The sequence below is a fragment of the Paenibacillus sp. J22P15 genome, from assembly GCF_056269345.1.
In genome coordinates this window covers 157,029-175,585 of record NZ_JBWDNT010000008.1, presented here as the reverse complement: position 1 = coordinate 175,585, position 18,557 = coordinate 157,029, and the positions used below count along the sequence as shown (strand labels likewise).

Here is an 18,557-nt window from a genome sequence, read left to right as displayed (position 1 = left end):
CTTGATTGAAAGGGGATTCACCAATGCCCATTACAAATACAAAAGACCTAATTCCATTCGTAAATGGACTGGAGCAAAAGATAGCTCAATTAAATCAAGAGGCTTCAAGTTGGACTCAAAACAAAACGCAGATATTATCTGCTGTGCCGCAGGTTGAACGAAACCGAGTCAATGCCTTGTCTGCCATTATAAAGGCGGAGGACGCGCTAGGTGAAATCAATACAGCAACTTTTGGTGTAGTGGCGGGAAAAGGACAGAAGCTTAAAAAGCTGCTCGACGATCTGAAGAGTCAGGTTATTGAAATCGCAGAGAATGCCAAGGGTAAGGGTGGAGCAGAGCCCTACATTCGAGATGAAGTAAACAATGCTATTGCATCCGTAGATAGCGCAATTCCTGATGGACTCAAGTTAGACTTCCGGATTCGGCGCATTCAAGATATGGCTCAGCAAGGCATCGACCTTAAAAATAAAGATGTTGTTATGCCTTATAAGAAAGAGTTTGAGACTCGCCTTGTGACGGATACAGTCGTGATTGAACCAGAAGAGGGAATTGAGTTTGTAGAAGGCATCGTAACTGTTCTTGATGAAGGCAAGCTAGGCGGCATCTTGGGCACGAACAACAACATGATTACAGGAACTATTGATTCAACTGGAACAATTGTATTGACTGAGCCTCCTATGCAGCCTTGTGTATTGTACTATCCAGTTCGCATGGCTTTTCATGACATACCTGAGGACTTCTTATATTATGTTATCGATATGGTCATTGCCAAGAATAGTCCAATCATGGAGATGCTATTGAAATTTGAAAGCATCATGAGTGGTGTCGTTTCAGACATCGCATCCATGAAGGGGCAGAACTGGACTGTCGACCACAGCATTATGCGCAACCACAAAGAGATTGTCCTAGAGAGCATCACGCCAAAAGGGCTTTCAGTCAGCGTTCAAGAAGGCATGGCTCATCTCACTTTTAGCTACAATGATCATCCTAATCTTTCACACTTCGTAGCCGAGAAGCTTGATCCAGAGACGAATGAGTGGAAGCCAGTAAACGAGGATGGCGGGATCATTAGTAAATGAGTGAGCTGCTGGAGCAGTATATTAGAATGCCAGTTTCCACAGCGTTGACCTACACACTTACCGAAGAGATGCCGATCGGTGCGCATGATCCGTTGGCAGGCATGATTATGAGTGCGGGGCGGCGACGACTGGTAGACAGGTCGCCGGAGGCTATCACCGAGCGAGTAATGGAAAGAACCAGGAGCGAAGATGATACAGAAGAAGATCCATCACCAGCAGGTGAAGCGGGTCCTGAGAATGATTGGTTTGCGGGATATAGTACTGGCAGGATACTCTTCGCAGAAGAATTAAGTCCACCACAGCCAACCTCCTCCAGAGAATACCCACGCTTCTACACAGCTGAAGAAGTAGCAATGAGTCAACTGCTCGAGACGCAGAACGGGCCTGACCAGCAGACGTACCCAAGTCCCTTTACGTCCTTCAGCGGAGCAGACATTACCATTCAAATCGGTGACGCCTATATTGGTGAAGCACAGGCTATCAATTTTACGGAAACTTTCGGCAGCGATCCCCCCATAACAGGGAATATGATATTGGTGCGATTTGACCGTGAGTCCTCGCTTTACGAAATTGCAAGGCGAGGAGATCCGGTCCGCGTGCAAATCAGACAAGCCAATGAATTTGGCCAGCAGTATGTTAGACATCTCGAAGGAACGCGCTTCCTGAATCGCGAAAGTTCCGTGTCGATCGACAATGTGGTGGAGACGGAGCAGTTCAATTTTACATCGGAATCTATAACAAACGGTGAATAGAGGCAGCCCTTGTGGCTGTCTTTACATAAGAGGGGGAAGAGAAATGAAAGATCGCCTCAAGCTATTCATGAAGATGCCGATATTTTGGCTGATATTCGGATGGAACATCATGCTAGTTATCGGAGTCATTCGAGGCACCATTGATTTCGCAAAATTCCTGCTCGGATATTGGAGATGCGCCAAGTGCAATAATTTGATGTCAGTAAAGGATGAAAAGGTAAAAGGCGGCGTAAACAACGCTTATACAAATTGTAGGGACTGCCATGACAAGATGATGATTAGGCCGCCAGGATCGCCACCAGCAATTGGATCATCTGTCGTTAAGCCAGCCGAGCTTCGATCGAGGAGGGAGTAGCAGATTATGTCGATGTTCTTAGATCAATTCATACGTACGCTTCCATCTGCCCAGAGACAAAAGCTTCTGGAGATGTTGGAGTTGAAACAGCAAGAGGGCCTTATCAAAACAGAGTACGAATTTAAAGCAGAGCTTGACCGTCTATTGAAAGAGATGGATGGCCATAATGGCACGCCGACATTTAAGGCTCGTCACCAGTCCGGCATGATTGCCAGCGAAGACTACAATAAAAACCTTGAAGAGATCGATTTCGATTTAGCGACTCTCTTTTCTGCTTCTGGGCAGATTGATTCCTTGCTGCAAGATAACCAGCAGCTTATGCGATCAACGCTTTCCGACTTGCGCCGTAAAATTTATACACTGGATGCAAAGGTAGAGCGATACAAGATCATTGTCAAGAATACGACCGGATTGGTCGAGGGGCTTCATGAGCAAATGCGCGCCCCACAATATACAGAGACACAAAAAGATGTCTTGCTGTTTCTTCGCAAAGAGCGATTCGGCAAGACGCTGGGCGATAACGAGCAGGCGGAAATCGTAAGTGGAGCCCTTCAGCTCTCATCGTATGAGACTGTCGACCAACTCAAGACAAGCTATGGTCGTAAGCTGTCCAGCATGAAGGTGCTGAACCGAACCGGCAGCGCAGCAACGAATCCAAATCATCCTATTGATTATGCCATTGATGGATCGTCGCAAAGCTTTTGGGCAGAGAATGTATTGGCTGATGAGCCGATTACGCAAGACATCGATAATCTGTGGACGCATGACTACACAAACTATCCGACTGATGGCGCAATGGTGGAGCTAGAGATCACACTCAATGGCGTTACGACAGTTTCCGAAATCACACTAGATCCCTACGCGGCCTATCCACTCGAAATTGTTTCTATCCACGGATACGAGTCAGCGGATCGGGATGCTAAGCGATACGTCCTTGCATCACCAGATCACAAGAATCCGAATCAGCGCAGCAAGAAAAGCGTCGGACCTATCACATTCCAATTTGAATCCGTTGATATTTCCAAGATTCGAATCCTCATTCGGCAAGAGAATTATGTACGAGAAAGCTACATGGTCAGCATGGATCAGCTTAATCAAATGGAGCTTTGGAATAAGATATCGGGATCAGACCTTACACCTCTCTCAATGGGCAGTATTCGCGACAAGAAAGAACCTGGCGAAACGATGGCTGAGTTTGATCGCAAGAATCAATTAACTGGATGGACAACCTACCTTGATGCCTTAACCACATGGGCTAAGAATCAGGGGGATAAGGCGAAAAGTGTTGTGCAGTCCGCAAAGGCTGCCATGAATATCGTCAAGACCGGCAACTATCAAAACCCGCTTCAATTGGCTCTTCGGTCGATGACAGCAGCTGGCGAAGAAAAGGTGCAGGAAGAAGGCGAGTTGTCGAAAGAGTGGAGATCGGTTTCCAAGCTTAGCTACTTATATGGTTTGTATGATGTCAGCGTGACCGGTCGCAAGTATAATCAGCGATCAATCTACGTGACGAAGCCGCTGCCTATCAGTGGAAACGTGAAGGCAATCAGCCTCACAACCAATGAAAGCCATCATGATATTCTCATCGATACCGGCGAGAAGGTTCGAATTACAGACATTGAGTATTATTTAACATATAAAAAGAATCCCGACATGGAATCATGGAAGCCAATTCTGCCAACAAACAAGATATTTGTGGAAGGCGAGATTCTTCTAGGCTCCAATGCTGATGGATTGAACTATCCAGAGCTACAGAACACGATTCAATTCTCATTTCGGTTTCCGTTCATCTCGTCTGAAACCGTTGTTCTTCGCCGTGATGGCGTTGTTGTGGACAAGAACTACTATGCACTCTCATCAGACGGTAAACGACTTGGAATCAATCAAGGGTATTATTCTGCGGCAAGCATCTATACGGTCGATTACAAGCCAGTGGACAGTGCCTACGTGATTAGTATCGAGGATCTTGATATCAAGCCGATTCAGTATATCGATCATCGTGGTGAAACAGGAGAGAGCTTTGCTGAGGTAAACGATGACAACACGCTCACACTTAGACACTCACCATACGTTTATCGCAAGAACCTCTTTACCTATGATTCTTCAACAGGCCGATATAACCAAGATGATTCACAGCTTCAAGCTGAGGACTTATACTATCCGATTGTTGTTCGCGTCAAAGGCGTCGAGTATAAGAACATCACTGATTACGCAAACAACGCCTATGATGCTGCACGACTGCAGACTGAAAATGAAGGAAGATGCTTTGCGCAAATCGGTAACAAGATCTATCTTCCTATCAGCTCCTCTCAAAATGAGCTGAAGCAGATTACAGTCGACTATCATTACCTGACTACAGATATCAGAATGAAAGCTGTTCTTCGTCGAAACAGTGCAGGATACGAAAGCGTAACACCGCAAGTGTTCGACTATACACTCAAGTGTCAAACCTTTGACCAAGAAGTTAGGGATAAATAAAAGGAGGGGTAGGGGCCACATGGCAGACCTAATAAAAAACGATTCACAGATGCTCTACCTTCAAGCCAAGAATCAATTCGATCTGGCCCAGAAAAAGTTTGAAGACGGATCGATTAAGACAGAAACCAAGCTGGTTCAATCCGTCTTCCAGGCATTCCAAGACTTCTTTGTTTCCATTGGTAAGCCCATGATGAAGCCAAGATACATGGTTGACGGTGGACCGCCATGGAGCGATGACTTTAATAGTATGATGGATGAAATTAAAAAGGATCTCGAGCTCCTGTATCAAGAAGCAGATATAATCAGCAAGGCGATTTATACCGACTTCAATCATAATGCGATGCAGGCTCAAATCCTTAACTACGACTATGAAGTGGTAGCCGACAAGCTCAAGGATCTTGAGCTCCTAGCCACCAACATGAGTGCGAATGGCCGAATTGTCTTCCATCGAAATGACTTCGTGAATAAAGAAAAGATCGACTATGATCGCATTGTCGGAACACCAATGGACATCGAAAACGGATCAGTAACACTCAAGCAAAAGTCATCGAAGAATGTAGCTTCCGATGCCAGTGTCACAATCATTACGGGCAACAAAGAGTACTCCAGCTTCATCTTAGGGAGTGAATCCAACGGGTTTCCGGGGAGCAATTCCGAAGTAAGCGTGCTTCCTGGCAATGGCGATTACTCCTATCAGTTTGTTGGAGGAAAAAATAATCACTCCAATTATGGATCAGTGCTAGATGGCAAGGCGAACAGTTGGTTTGAATACGAACTCGTGAACTTTCGTGAGCACGACAAGCAGACGATCGCTAAAAACATTGGCTTCGATTATCAAGTTCACGGTAGTCAGCGAATCACATGGGCTCGCGATCCGCAGGATGGCATCTTGCGTCTTAACATGCAAATCATTTTGAAGGAATCCACACTCATTAATAACATTAATGTTAGCATGTACACGCCACCAAACTATGGAGCGAAAACCGCAACGATTCGAAATATACTTGTGTCAGATGGCAGCGATGGACCAGCTTCCATTATGCCTAGCAATGCCAGTCCAGATCAGTACAACTTCTACTTCACGCCAAGACTCGCAAAAGTAATTACGATCCTGTTCGAACAGTCGGAGAAATACTTCACGGACATTGGTCACATCTATTATGAGCAGAAGAGAAGGATCGATGATACGAGTGGATATGTGCTCGACAGTGTAACGAAGAAGGAAAAGAGCAGCAATCTGCCGCGCGTAGATGGACCACTGATTTCGCTTCAAGACATTGGCCTTGAGGTTCGGGCGAGTGATACGAATGTGGAGGCATACTACCCGCTTCGTGAATCGGGAGAGGGCAGTGTTGTACTCGAGAGTGTCATCCAGTCCCTGACGCGAAACGTCGGCAGCGAGAGCATAGACTCTGGCATCGAGCGGTTCGAGGGGTGGCGGTGGTGCATTGGTGTTCGTGACATTGAAATTATCAGTTGCGAATATGAGGAGCAAGGCGAGATTGTAACAGAGCCATACTACTTCGATGCGCCATTGCAGAAGATCACATTGAATGTAGATGAAGACATCCCGCTTCCATTCTATGCAGATCGTCCTGAAGAAAAATACAAATGGATTCAGTATTTCGTATCCATTAATGACGGAGCCACATGGCACCCGATTACACCGATGGAGAGACAAGTATACACAAACAGCAGCGTGGCTTCTGCACCAAAAATCTATACAATTCAGCTGGTTGACAGTCCAAGCCAAAGCATCAATGAACGACCTGGCTACATTGAATCCCAGTATCCCGTATACAGCATGCGAGTGCGCATCCTATTTCAGCGCCCTACGGAGGATGAGTCCCAATGAATAATTTCACGAGTCCTATTCTACGAGGATTTCAAATTAAGGCTTATTTAGAAGAGAATAGTTTGGATAGCATATCAACTGCTCGCACATCAGGAGGGGGTCCAGCTGGTGGAACTGAGCCAGATGAGGATGACAATCCGCCATACTATCCTCCAGATCCCATTGATCCAGAGCTTCCAGGAGGAGAGCCGGAGGAACCAGAAGAGCCTCCTGTAGATCCTCCACCGGAACCTGCGCCAGGTGATAAAGATGGAGATGGTATACCGGATGAAGAAGATCCAAGACCAGATATTGAAGACAAGCTAAGCATTCGGTTGCAATCAAAGCCCGCAAAGACTTGCATTGAGGATCTGACCACAAGTATTTCAGGTGTAGCTGAAGGTCCGCACCCGATTACAAAGATCTCATTGATCATCAATGGACTAGAAACAGAATCGATGTCTCCTGTTGCTGGCACTAAAGAGCAGGCGTTTGCGTTTAAGGTTAACTTGGCTAATTATCCAGACGGATTTGTGGCTGAGGTTAAGGCTTTCGATAGCTTTGGCGTTGTTGCTGTTGACAGGCACACTTTCAATGTTATGGTGTGCAGTGTCGTGACGCCGCCAAAAGTGAGAGATTGCTTGCTGTTTGATAGCCTGACTCTCGAATACTTTGATGATGTTCAAATGGATATAGTCAGTTTCGATATTCCTAGCAGCTGGCTACCATATGTGATCACAAATAAAAATGGATCAGAGATCACGGTTGGATGGGGCGAGAGCGAAAGTATCTGCCTATGGTTCAGCGGAGGAGCAAATGACTCAGGGTTCGCCTTTATGCCAAGCTCAATCGGCATCAACTATCTGGACGAAGATAATAATGCTAAGACGGTTTGGGCTTCGAGTATTGTGAAGGCATCCGGTGGTGCCAAGAATACAAATAAGATACTGGGCGATCCTGCATCAAAAATCTACCCGTGGGCAGACACAATCAGCTCACGCGGTGACTATAGTGCAGCACCAACCGTTGGGAAATTAAATGACTATGTGAATATTGGATTCGGTAGTGATTGGAACAAAAAGCAGTGTTATCTAAATAAGCTGATCTTAAAGCCAGTTTCAAATATTAAACCAGTTCCTGACCCTACGCATCCCGTTATTCCGCCATATGATCCAGAGAAAAATCCGGAGCGGAATTGCTTGGATATCGAGAGTGCAATCATTCAGTTTTATAATCTCGACGACAGAGAGCTCGACACGCTAATCATTCCGAAGGCTAAGTTCAATCAGACCATTCAGGCGCAGAGTAATGTAGGAATCAAGGTCGGCTGGTCGGAGTATTTTAACGGACTATCGGTTCGGATTGACTCGGGATCAGGACAGGCAAATTTCCCTATTACGGCTACAGGGATCATCGTGAAAGATTACTATGGAAGCAAGATTTCAGCCTGGTCAGATCAAATCATGTATAGAGATCCAGCAGCCAGCAGGAACTTTGATCAAGTCGTTGGCGGCGCCAAGGCAGCAAGCAGCCTTACATGGATCAGCGAAGTTAACGCTGGCAACTTCACGAATGCACCTTCTATTGGGGGCGTTGGACGATATGCTGTATTTGGATTTGATAATCAAATTGAGAATGGACATTGCCCTTTGCCAGCTGATGCAGGTTCCGATGGCGATAATCAAATCGATCCAAACGATCCGCCAGATGCACCGAAACTCTATATAGAGCCATGGCCAGCAGAAACCTGCATTGGTGATCAGCTTCGTGTTCGTGGATACGTGATTGATCAGTACGGCTTATCGTCGATACGATTCACAAGCAATGATGAAACAATTCAGTCGCAGATGCTTTTATACGGTGTCAGTGAATTAAATGGCGTGCTGCGTTACGACTTTAGCTTTCTAATCAGCACCAGTCACCTTACTCCCGGATTCAAGTTGAAAGTTATAGGATGGGGTTACAACATACATGGCAAAGTGAGTGCGACCTCCATTTTCAGGTGGGGTGAATGGAACCCTTACGCAGATACGACGATGAAGGATTGCTCGCCACCGCCTCCGCCGCTACCTGAGATGACACTGAATCCGATTGGCGTGAAATGCGATAATGCATCATTCTCCATTGGAGGAAGAGCAGAAGCGCCAGGTGGAGTGGCCAGCATCGTTGTTGTTGATCATCTAGGCGTCGAACGATTTAGATATACTGGCTTAGGGGAAAGCGCAAAAACATGGGCATTCACATTACCTCAAAGCACCTACTCATCAGGAAGCACGTTCACGATGACGGCCACAGTTACCGATCGATCTGGGCAAACCAAATCGGATACGAAGGAGGGCAGAGTTGTGTATTGTGATCCAGGTGCACCAGATCCCATTACCATAACTACACCTCTAGTCACCCTGCTTCTCTATGATGGGCAGTCTGTCGACGATGACCGAATTAATGTATACCTCAATGGTTCACGAATCGTTACAGAGCACAGTCTTAATCGGGAGACCGAAGGGTACTATGTAGACATCGTGCTGCAGAAGGGTCTAAACACAATCGTCTTTGAGGGCGTGCGAGATGGCGGCGGCGGCTGCACAGCGGATATTAAGATATTCGAACGTGATCGTGTAACGAATCCTCTTTATCCAGCAAGCAATAAATTCGATGCGACAATGACAGGATCGTTAACAAATAAATTCTTTAATGCTCCGCTGCCAACTAAGACATGGTACATCACTTATTAAGGAGGAGAAGCTATGGGGATCAGACAGCAGCAAATCAGCAGGGCGGTAGAGCGCATCGTTAAGTCCTACCTGGAGCGAGGGAAGTATCCTACGCTGCAAACCATCACCTATCATTTTGCACAGTGGCTCCGGGAACAAACACCCGGGGCTCCATCCTTCTCGCCGATTAAGGTGTGGAGGAAATCTAAGACAGATGCTGCACGATATAACGATCATGTGTCCACAATTCATCAAGATATTGGCGATGCCTATACGGCTGCCGTAGAGCAGAATCATAAGATCATGAACGACTTTAGCTTTGGTGAAACGGAGAGATCCAAGATTGCACATGAGCTATCGCTGGTATCAAAAAAGATTGATCAGTTGCTGCTCCTCTCAGGCAGGGCTTCGGGATACGTAGATACATTCATTGAGAGATTCACTGACCTCTCTGGTATTGATAAAGCAAATAGTAATGTGGCCATTAGTCTGGATCAACATCAGGTGACACTACAGGAGAATAGTAGAACATCAAGCAAGGTGCTTCTATCTCGAGCGGACGGAACATTTGAAGCTCTTACGCCTAATGTGAAGACAGAGGCTGTGCAAAGCATGAATCTCGCTTTCGATGACAATATGAATACATCTTGGTGGCATGTCGTAAAAACGGAATCGCCTGGCGTGATTCGTGCCCAGCTCACCATTCGCCTTGTGCAAGATGAAGCGATTAATGAGATTCAATTCTTGGCCCACCACGGTAATCCAGTGGTCATGTCGGTTGAGTATTCGATGGATGGATCTGTATTCTCACCGCTTCCTGGCAAGAACAATAAGAAAACGGTAACCAACAGGGAGACTTGGAGCTTCCCAAACATTGTGGCTAGAGCGATTCGATTCGTATTCGAAAAGAAGAATCATGATGATCAATCAGCTGGCGTCTACAATTATTATTTCGGAGCTAAGAATATATCGCTGGCCAAGAAAGCTTACATTACGGAGAGTGTACTTGTTACCAATCCCATTCCATTCGACTCCACATCTATTAATATGGTATCGCTGCTTGCTGGACACGATATTCCACATAGTACGTCTATCAATTACGAGGTGGCATTGAAGAAAAGTAATCAATCGGTTTCGGATCTTATCTGGTATCCGATATCAAGCCAAGAGGATACGCAGCCGAAATACTCTAAGGTTGTCGAGTTCCATATGCTACAGAAAAAATATGTGGAGTATGGAAAATCGGAAGCGAGTGGTCAGATTATTAATGGCATGAAAGTGTTTCGCTTAATCAAATCGGATAATACCAGCACACTGCCAGATACCTTTGACCAGATGAAGGAGCCGGTTTTGCTGCGTGGCATCAACCAGTGGCGGCGAGAGCACATGTATATTACTTTTGATGGCACCGTTCCTCTGAATGCTGTGTGGAAAGACAGAGAGGTCAACACCCCACAGAGCATCTTTACAGACTATCTGCCGATCGGAAACACGCTCGATCTTCGCCGGACAAATGGCATAACGAGCAATGCGTTTCGGTTCACGTCTTGCATACACAGCGACGAAGCAAAGACGGTTCCGATTTCCATCGCCATATTAAAGCTAATAGGTGGTATGCGAAAACGGATGGGAACCTATTCGCTCTACGTGAACGGCAAGCGCATGATCCCAACCAATGAAGAGGTGTCCATGACCTTTCGTGCCGGCTGGAATGAAATTCAGATTCTCTTGCATCTTGGAGACATGCAGCAGAGGGTGGATCAGTCGCCTGAAGAGCTACCCAATGAGATTTTGCTAGGCAAGTTCAATCTAGCACTAGAGAAGCTGGTTCGCGCAGACCTGTCGCCCCTGAGACTTGTTGACGCCCACACCTTGTATCACAATGTGTCGCCCAATGATCACCATGCATTTGCTGTTCATGAGAGCCAAGTGGTGCTCAACTATCTTCCCGACAGCTGCATCTTCCAGTTCACCTACCAAGTAGAAGATGATGCCTTGTCGAGCAATGAAGTTGTGCTGCGTGCTACACTGCAGCGAATTGAAGATAATCCGAATCTAACACCGAAGATCACCAGCCTTGAGCTGCAAGCAAAGTGAGGAGATAGATATGATCAAGCTATTCATCCAAGGGCGCAGTGGTGAGGTTGAGGTGCCAGAAGGCGGCTTAACGCTCAATGACGTCATCGACAACATTAGTCAGATCAAATTGAAGTTTCGTAATGGCGGAGACACCAGCTGGGTTGAAGAGCGGTTCGCTATTAAAATAGGGGACAGCTACTTTAAATTCGGTGGAGGCATGACTGATCACAAAGCAGCCATCCTCCGATCCCCTGGCATGGACTATGTTCTAAATGGAGAGATCTTAGAGCAGTCCAACAGGGAGCGGTACACCATTGTCATCCTGGCAACCATTAAGGATGAGAATGGCAGATGGGAGTCGGGGACTTATGAGATCGCCTATGTGGCAAAGCCGAAGCCGGAAGCCGTGTTTACGAATGTTATTCCAGGAACAGACAAGCTAAAGCAGCCGCATATGATGAAGCGCAATGCCCGCTACCGAGGACAAAGAGAAAGTGAAAAGGTTCTTTCTGATCATCATGAGCAGATTTTAGATATTCGAAAGAATTACGTCGATATTCGTGAGCTAACAAATCTGCAAGATCTTATTGTGAGCGCATGGTTTAATGGGGAAATCGAAGCTCCATTGGAAAATATTACGTTTTCCGCAGAAAAAGCACTGGAGTATAGCAATGGCAGGCTTATATATCCATTTGCGCCGTATATCGAAACATCGGCATTTCAAGCTCTCATGGTACAATTAGATGGCATAACACTACAAAATGAAACGCATTACAAAAACGTAGACGGAGTAATTCATATGCTTCTTGCCCTTACAGGCACGACGCTGGCGATTACCTTTACTGCGACAATACCTGTATCACAGCAGCGTATGATTGGACTCAATGAGTTACATGAAAAAATGGAGCGCCTATCAGAACGAACGAGTGAACTGGGTGAGAGGATGAACCGCCATGAAAATGCCCGTCAGTAGAGTTGGTGGTGCGAAGTTTCGCGGACCAACCTCATCGGCAGAATATAATCAGAATGAAGAAGAGAAGTATTTAGAATTGGTTGAGTTGTACAAGCAGAGCAATCAGAATCTGAATCACCTTGCACAAGCTCACAGTATCATGCTTGCTGAGCATGCGGCACTTCAAGGATACACTGGCATGCTTGAGCAGCAACTATCTGCAATGGAGGCCAAGATGAGTATCATTGAGGGGGTTGCCGGATACGATCCGATCCTCTTCAAGACATCTATGGTACAGGACATGCAGACAGACTACCCTAATGTTGCTCAAAATAATAGTGACACACAGGCTCGGTGTGATATCGATACCGGATTCAGACATGCCACACTCCCACTGATTCATCGCATACCAAAGACGCACATGATCAATGAGACAAGCGGAGAGGTTATTGTTCCAAGCGAGTTGAATGTTAAGATCGCTCGGACGAATACGAAGGGCGCGGTTTCAGAGAACAGCGTGTACAACGCATTTAACGGTGACAATGTGAGTTACTGGCAGCGCAGCGTAGCCTACAGCTTCGCCGAAGCGCCGGATCAAGAAGATGTCATTCTTGAAATCGATCTGCCAAGTCATCTAGTAAGCAATCTGGACATCAATACGATTCAGATTCATCCGCACCCAGAGCGCGGAATCCAGGTCAAGAACATCGAGATCCATTATCAGAATGCCTGGCAGACCATAGAGGGATTCATACAGGACGATTTGTCGTCTGTGAACTCCAATCAGTTCTCGCCACGCAAACGATGGCACTTCAAGAGCGTGCCCGTGCAGCGCATTCGCATCACACTTGTGCAGCGGAATCCGCTTGATATCGATGGAAAGAGAGTCTTCATATTGGGCGCTCAGGAAATTGGAGTCTCCCTTTGCCGGTATGAACCCAATGGCGGGATCGTATTAACGCCTATCGAGATGGATGGACTCTACAATATCGAATCCGTAGATCACATCTTCCTCAACAGAAGTACTTTTGGTATCGACAACCGGCTGGATCGAGAAATGGAAGGCCGTGTTTTTGAATACGAGATCTTGAAAGAGATGCATGATGGGGTGCTGGTTCCTATCAAAAATAACGAGTGGTCTGGGCAATATGCACCAAGGCTTTGGATTAAGACCAGACTCATGATGTACAACGGGATTAATCCTTGCCTGCATGCAGTTAAGCTTAATTATTCAAGGTGAGGAAGGACGTGAAGATGATGAACCATTTTCTATCAAAAGAATCATTCAATCCAGCAGGTCTGCTTACAACAGGCAATGCTATTTTTGCAGCAGTGAGTGCTGGCTTCGGAAGCGTGATCGGTACCATCTATGGTATTGGTCCAGATCGTAAAGTTGTCATAGGGATTCTCCTTCTATTAATCTTTATGGACTGGGTAAGCGGTATTTCTGCCGCAAGAAAAGATGGTACGTATGCATCTCAATACGGTATTAATGTTGCAACACTTCGAACTATCTTTGTCTTATGTTTCCCTGCACTTGGCAACTTGCTAGATATCTGGCTACAAACACCAGGGCCTGGCGTCATATTTATTGGCTTAACAGGCGGACTATGCTATCACTACTGGCAAAGCATGACGGCCAATGCATACCGAGCAGGATGGAAGCGCTGGATACCAGAGAAGGTCATCAATCATGTTTCGTCAGAGATCGAAGCAAAAACTGTCCGTGCAGAGGAATACAAGGAAAAGCGAAAAACGAAAAGGAGATGAACCATATGTTAAAATCCGTTAAAGCCATTCTTCAATACCTAATTGTTGCTTCCGGTGTCATTGTAATGGCAGCAGAGCTCATCAAAGCCTTTGAGGTAGAAGGCAATGGTGCAGAAAAGAAGAAGATCGTTCTTGATGCAATAATCGTAGCTTACGGTCAGCTATCTGAAGTCGTAAAGATAACTGTACCACTGTCCTTTGTGGAGGCGATTGCATCAGCAGTCATTGATCTTATCGTAAATTTTTACAATACTGTTGGTCTTTTTATCAGTAACAAAGAAAAATAAGACATCCCTATTCGATATAAACCACCAGCACCCACTAAACGCGACGATGCTCCATTTATCTCGCGTTTTTTCGCGTTTGCTCTTGTATTTGACAATATGGCATGTTAATATTAATATTGTAAGGCGTTACATTATATTTAAAACCTGTCCTGATAACCATACTAAACCTTCTGGAGGAGATGCTGGATGCGTCCAACCATTGAAAAGTATCTGCCGGATTTTGAGCAGATCAAAAAAATTAAAGAGAAGCTTAAAATCTGTAAGCCTGAGTGGCTCGAGAAATCGGCAACTGGACAAGATGTGCTAGGGCACAATACGATCCGTCAAATTATTGAAAACGCGGTCGAAGGTGTTTCATATTGGGACTTCGATGCAGATCTACAGTGGAGAGAAGAAGTACACAAGTACGATAAGCGTACAAGTTCATGGGCATTTGACGGCTATGTGTACCACGTACGCGCAGCGCTTTTCATTGCCGGCGTCGGCACTCGTACGCAATACGGCTGCAAGGTAGCGATTGGCGGTAAGGACAACCAGAACTCAGCCTATAAGGCTGCGACATCTGATGCTTTCAAAAAAGCAGCATCTCTATTTGGTATTGGAGAAGAGATCTACTCGAAGATCAAAATCGAATCCGATGATGAGGTTGCTTATAACCAAATGCAACAGGATCAAAACTATCATATTCAGCAACAGCAACAAGGGTATTTGCCACCGGCACATCAGCAGCCATGGGCTCAGCCTCAAATGAACCCAGCTCAGCAGCAATGGCAACCGCCTGTAAATCAACAACAGCAACAGATGCCGCAGCAGCCCACACCGCAAGGATGGGTGCAAGAAGTGAATCAGGAAGCTGGTACAACATTTGATCAAAACAATCCTGACACATTCCCGTTCAATCCTTTTAATGAAGGATCAAGCGATCATGCGGAGTGGAATCGTCGCAACGCGCATAAGCTTGCTCCTGCCGTTCAAAGTGGCGCACAGCAACAACAGCCGTTTGCCGCACAACCACAAGGAGAGGCTGTTCCACAAGGAGCTGCGCAGCCGCAAGAGTTTGCCGCACAACCACAGCCATTTGCACCGACGGAAGTTAAGCCGTCCTATGGCGCTCCGGTTGAAGTTCCATCCGTACCATCCGCACCATCTGCTCCAGAGCAACCAGTATCAAATGCTATTCCAGGAAGCTGGGATGTGGCTGAGATTCAACGTTCGCATGCACACCGCAGTCGTTTAAAACTAGCTGATCAAAACGGACTAAATCCGTATGCGAGAGACTTCCTACGTGATCCGAATGCAACGATTGAAAGCATCTTGCCGGAAAACCTGAAAGCCTTCAATGACTTCCTTGATAAGTTTGCTGCATAAGGAGCGTGCCTTTTGAACGAAGAAGTGATCGACGAAATAAACCTGTTTGCAGAGTGGTTCGTCATGAAAGCTCTGAATGCGAAAAGTGGAATTACGGTTCGACAAACCAATGCTGTACATGCCGCTAAGACATACATTGGTCAAGGATGGACGCTTGATGATTTGCGGGAAGAGGTAGAAGGATTTGTGAAGATGTATCCCCAGGTGGTAAAAAACATTTACCATCTGGGGGAGGTTATCGGAAACAAGCAGCCAAAGGCAAACTTGATGGAGCGGGATGGTTTTTATTATCATAACCTGCTCCGCAATACGCCTGGACCAGTACGCATCTCGATCAAGAATGGGCGAGTGGAGCGAAAGAGTGAAGAGTTCTTTCTTGAAATGAAGAGTCGATATACGATGGATGACTTGATGAATCACTGGTACGAAGTGAACGTCATTTCGCCAAATGACAACATGAGGCGACAAGACGAAGGTCGATTCCGATATCTTCTAAATAATCACACACTCGATGAAGTCTTATTTGCCATCGATGTATCCAAAGCCATTCGAATGGAGCAGCATCAACAGCCGCTTCGCAATTGTTTTGATTTACAGAACTACATGGAGCCAGCACTGGAACTAATCCTGCAAAAGAAAAACACGCACCAAGCGATGGGAATCAATCGGGTGTTTAGGAAAGAGGGGTAGGCATGACGGACGTACAGCCCGAGGTTCAGGTATTTGTCGAATGCGCAGCAGAACTGCCATGGGTGAAAGATGATAGATTCAGCTTCACTCGAAAGCACTTCTTCACGCAATATGACACCAACAACTTTAGAGACTACTATCACAATCAGGGCGTTTACGAAACCGTTATGCGCTACATAAACCCTATATGGATTCAGGACAAAAAACAGCGCTGGGTCATTGATGCCGAGCAGTCCTACAAGTGGGGAGACTTCTACTTGGACTTTGATTTTCCGCTGCAGCAGGAGGGCGACTTCGACAAGATTCGCTCTGATGTGCAGGTGGCCATTCGATATTTAAAAATCATTTTAGCTATTGATTCTGACCAGGTTCGTATCTATTTCTCAGGCAAAAAAGGGATTCATGTGATGGTTGATGCCGGAGTCCTTGGCTTAATTCCTCATTCACAACTTCATATGATCTACAAGGACTTGGCTAAAGACATCGAACGCTATACCGCCTTCGGCACTATGGATACTCGTATCTACGACAATAAGCGTCTATTCCGAATGGTGAACAGTTACAATTTAGGTGGCGAGCGATTTAAGATACCACTTACTTATGACGAGCTGTGCAAGTTAAGCCTCGGAGAGATCCGCGAGCTGGCGAAGCAGCCAAGACTAATCCGGCAGCCAGAACTGTCGATGTCACCAAAGTCCAAGCATGCGCTAGAAAAGTATATTGAAAAGTGGACAAACGCGGTCACAAAGCGCAAGGAGTTCAGCGGAAAGATGATGGATCTCAAGGAGTTGCCGATCTGCATTCAAACGATGCAGGAGAAGATATTCCGTGAAACCGTCGATGAGCGAAACAATTCAGGCTCTGCGCTTGCCAGCTTCTACATGCAGCAAGGTATTGATAAAGAGGAAGCTATGGCTCGAATGGAAAAGTGGGGCGAGGAGAATTGCATGCCGCCACTTTCATATAGGGATGTAAAAATTATTGTCAACTCGATTTATGAGGGTGGCTACAAATACGGATGTGAATCATTTCACCGATTCTCAGGTGTCTGCGACAAAGTGAATTGCCCACTATTCAAGAAAGGATAGGAATGCCCATGAGTAGTTTCGCTGACCAAATGCGACAAATGGAAGAAACCATGCGAGCGCAAGAACAACAGGAGCAAGGCGTGTTCGGGACTGAGGAAGGCAACCCCAATAAGGTTCGCCTGATTAATCCGGAGCAACTATTTAACAAACCACTCACCAAGATACAAGAGCGCATGATCCGAAACATAAAGAACATGGACACCTATTCCTGGAATCGTGGCGCACTCGGCGGACTACGAAGCAAGTTCCCGCTCTTTGATGCCGGAATAGAGGGTGGCGTGCAGCCAGGCCTTATCCTATTTGCAGCACCACCGAACGTTGGTAAATCAGCGGTCATGCTTCAATTGATGAAAGATATATCAGAGAGCAATGACAATGTGTATTGCTCATACCATTCCCTTGATGACAGCAATAACGAGCTCATGCCAAGGTACATTGCCTGCGATCAAATGGTTCCGATTGCACAGGGCAAGAACCCCGAACGTTTCATGACGGATCCCGAGATCATCGCGGCTCGTAACCGTGGCATACAAAACCTGTACCGTCGATCCGACCGGTTCGGCATGTTTGATGGAAATGATATGACTAGCGTTGAGGATATTGAGCAGCACATCAAAGATCTCTTAATGGAATTGCCAGACGGAACAAAGATTGTTATCGGCATTGACTCTTTCAATGACTTGACTGTAGCTTCACAAAAATTCAACAACAACGATATGCGTAACGAGTATGTAGCTAAGGCCATTAAGGATTGGGCCACAAACTACAACGTAACGGTTATGTGTACAGCGCACATGCGTAAAACGAACGGTCGCCGTCCGACAGTAGATGACTTGAAAGATACAGTTACCCTACAATACGAAGCCAATCTTATTCTCCTTATGTATAATGAAGTCGGCGTCAAGGAAGAGAATGCTGGTGTATACTGGCTCAGCGAAGACGACGAAAAGAAAATGCCTGTTATCGAAATGAAGTTCGGTAAGAACAAGTTCGCCTCTTTTAAAGGGACGATATTCTACGAGTTCATGCCGGATTACTCATATAGTGTAGAAGCACCGGTTGAATCTGGACGCCGATACGCATCACTCATTTATCAAGCCTAAAGGAGGGT

15 protein-coding genes are annotated in these 18,557 nt (G+C 46.0%); all 15 read left to right on the top strand.

Annotation, left to right across the window (positions count from 1 at the left end):
• Positions 1–23: 23 nt before the first annotated feature.
• Positions 24–1,079: a hypothetical protein gene (locus AC0YN6_RS18510; protein WP_475748601.1), complete on the top strand. Its 1,056-nt coding sequence runs from the start codon at positions 24–26 to the stop codon at positions 1,077–1,079.
• Positions 1,076–1,831: a hypothetical protein gene (locus AC0YN6_RS18505; protein ID WP_475748600.1), complete on the top strand. Its 756-nt coding sequence runs from the start codon at positions 1,076–1,078 to the stop codon at positions 1,829–1,831. Before AC0YN6_RS18510 ends, AC0YN6_RS18505 begins: the two co-directional genes overlap by 4 nt.
• 43 nt (positions 1,832–1,874) lie before the next feature.
• Positions 1,875–2,186: a hypothetical protein gene (locus AC0YN6_RS18500; protein WP_475748599.1), complete on the top strand. Its 312-nt coding sequence runs from the start codon at positions 1,875–1,877 to the stop codon at positions 2,184–2,186.
• A 6-nt stretch (positions 2,187–2,192) separates the two neighbouring features.
• Positions 2,193–4,664, top strand: a complete 2,472-nt coding sequence (locus AC0YN6_RS18495) for a hypothetical protein (RefSeq protein ID WP_475748598.1) — start codon at positions 2,193–2,195, stop codon at positions 4,662–4,664.
• A 19-nt stretch (positions 4,665–4,683) separates the two neighbouring features.
• Positions 4,684–6,519: a hypothetical protein gene (locus tag AC0YN6_RS18490; RefSeq protein ID WP_475748597.1), complete on the top strand. Its 1,836-nt coding sequence runs from the start codon at positions 4,684–4,686 to the stop codon at positions 6,517–6,519.
• Positions 6,516–9,233 (top strand): hypothetical protein, encoded by a 2,718-nt coding sequence (locus AC0YN6_RS18485; RefSeq protein ID WP_475748596.1) that lies wholly within the window; start codon positions 6,516–6,518, stop codon positions 9,231–9,233. Before AC0YN6_RS18490 ends, AC0YN6_RS18485 begins: the two co-directional genes overlap by 4 nt.
• Positions 9,234–9,245: 12 nt before the next feature.
• Complete coding sequence (locus tag AC0YN6_RS18480; RefSeq protein ID WP_475748595.1) at positions 9,246–11,309, top strand: discoidin domain-containing protein; 2,064 nt, start codon at positions 9,246–9,248, stop codon at positions 11,307–11,309.
• Between the two features lie 10 nt (positions 11,310–11,319).
• Positions 11,320–12,264, top strand: a complete 945-nt coding sequence (locus tag AC0YN6_RS18475; protein WP_475748594.1) for a hypothetical protein — start codon at positions 11,320–11,322, stop codon at positions 12,262–12,264.
• A complete protein-coding gene (locus tag AC0YN6_RS18470) occupies positions 12,245–13,483 on the top strand; it encodes a hypothetical protein (protein ID WP_475748592.1) in 1,239 nt (412 codons plus the stop codon). The genes AC0YN6_RS18475 and AC0YN6_RS18470 overlap by 20 nt, the downstream gene beginning before the upstream one ends.
• Before the next feature lie 14 nt (positions 13,484–13,497).
• Positions 13,498–14,013, top strand: coding sequence for a phage holin family protein (locus tag AC0YN6_RS18465; RefSeq protein WP_475748590.1), 516 nt, complete (start codon positions 13,498–13,500; stop codon positions 14,011–14,013).
• Positions 14,014–14,018: 5 nt separating this feature from the next.
• Positions 14,019–14,300 carry a hypothetical protein gene (locus tag AC0YN6_RS18460; RefSeq protein WP_475748589.1) on the top strand — a complete coding sequence of 94 codons (282 nt, stop codon included), beginning with the start codon at positions 14,019–14,021 and terminating at the stop codon, positions 14,298–14,300.
• Positions 14,301–14,486: 186 nt separating this feature from the next.
• Positions 14,487–15,668, top strand: coding sequence for a Rad52/Rad22 family DNA repair protein (locus tag AC0YN6_RS18455; protein ID WP_475748588.1), 1,182 nt, complete (start codon positions 14,487–14,489; stop codon positions 15,666–15,668).
• Between the two features lie 12 nt (positions 15,669–15,680).
• Positions 15,681–16,358: a hypothetical protein gene (locus AC0YN6_RS18450; protein WP_475748587.1), complete on the top strand. Its 678-nt coding sequence runs from the start codon at positions 15,681–15,683 to the stop codon at positions 16,356–16,358.
• Positions 16,359–16,360: 2 nt separating this feature from the next.
• Positions 16,361–17,446, top strand: coding sequence for a primase C-terminal domain-containing protein (locus AC0YN6_RS18445; RefSeq protein ID WP_475748586.1), 1,086 nt, complete (start codon positions 16,361–16,363; stop codon positions 17,444–17,446).
• Between the two features lie 8 nt (positions 17,447–17,454).
• Positions 17,455–18,549, top strand: a complete 1,095-nt coding sequence (locus AC0YN6_RS18440; RefSeq protein WP_475748585.1) for a DnaB-like helicase C-terminal domain-containing protein — start codon at positions 17,455–17,457, stop codon at positions 18,547–18,549.
• Positions 18,550–18,557: the final 8 nt, after the last annotated feature.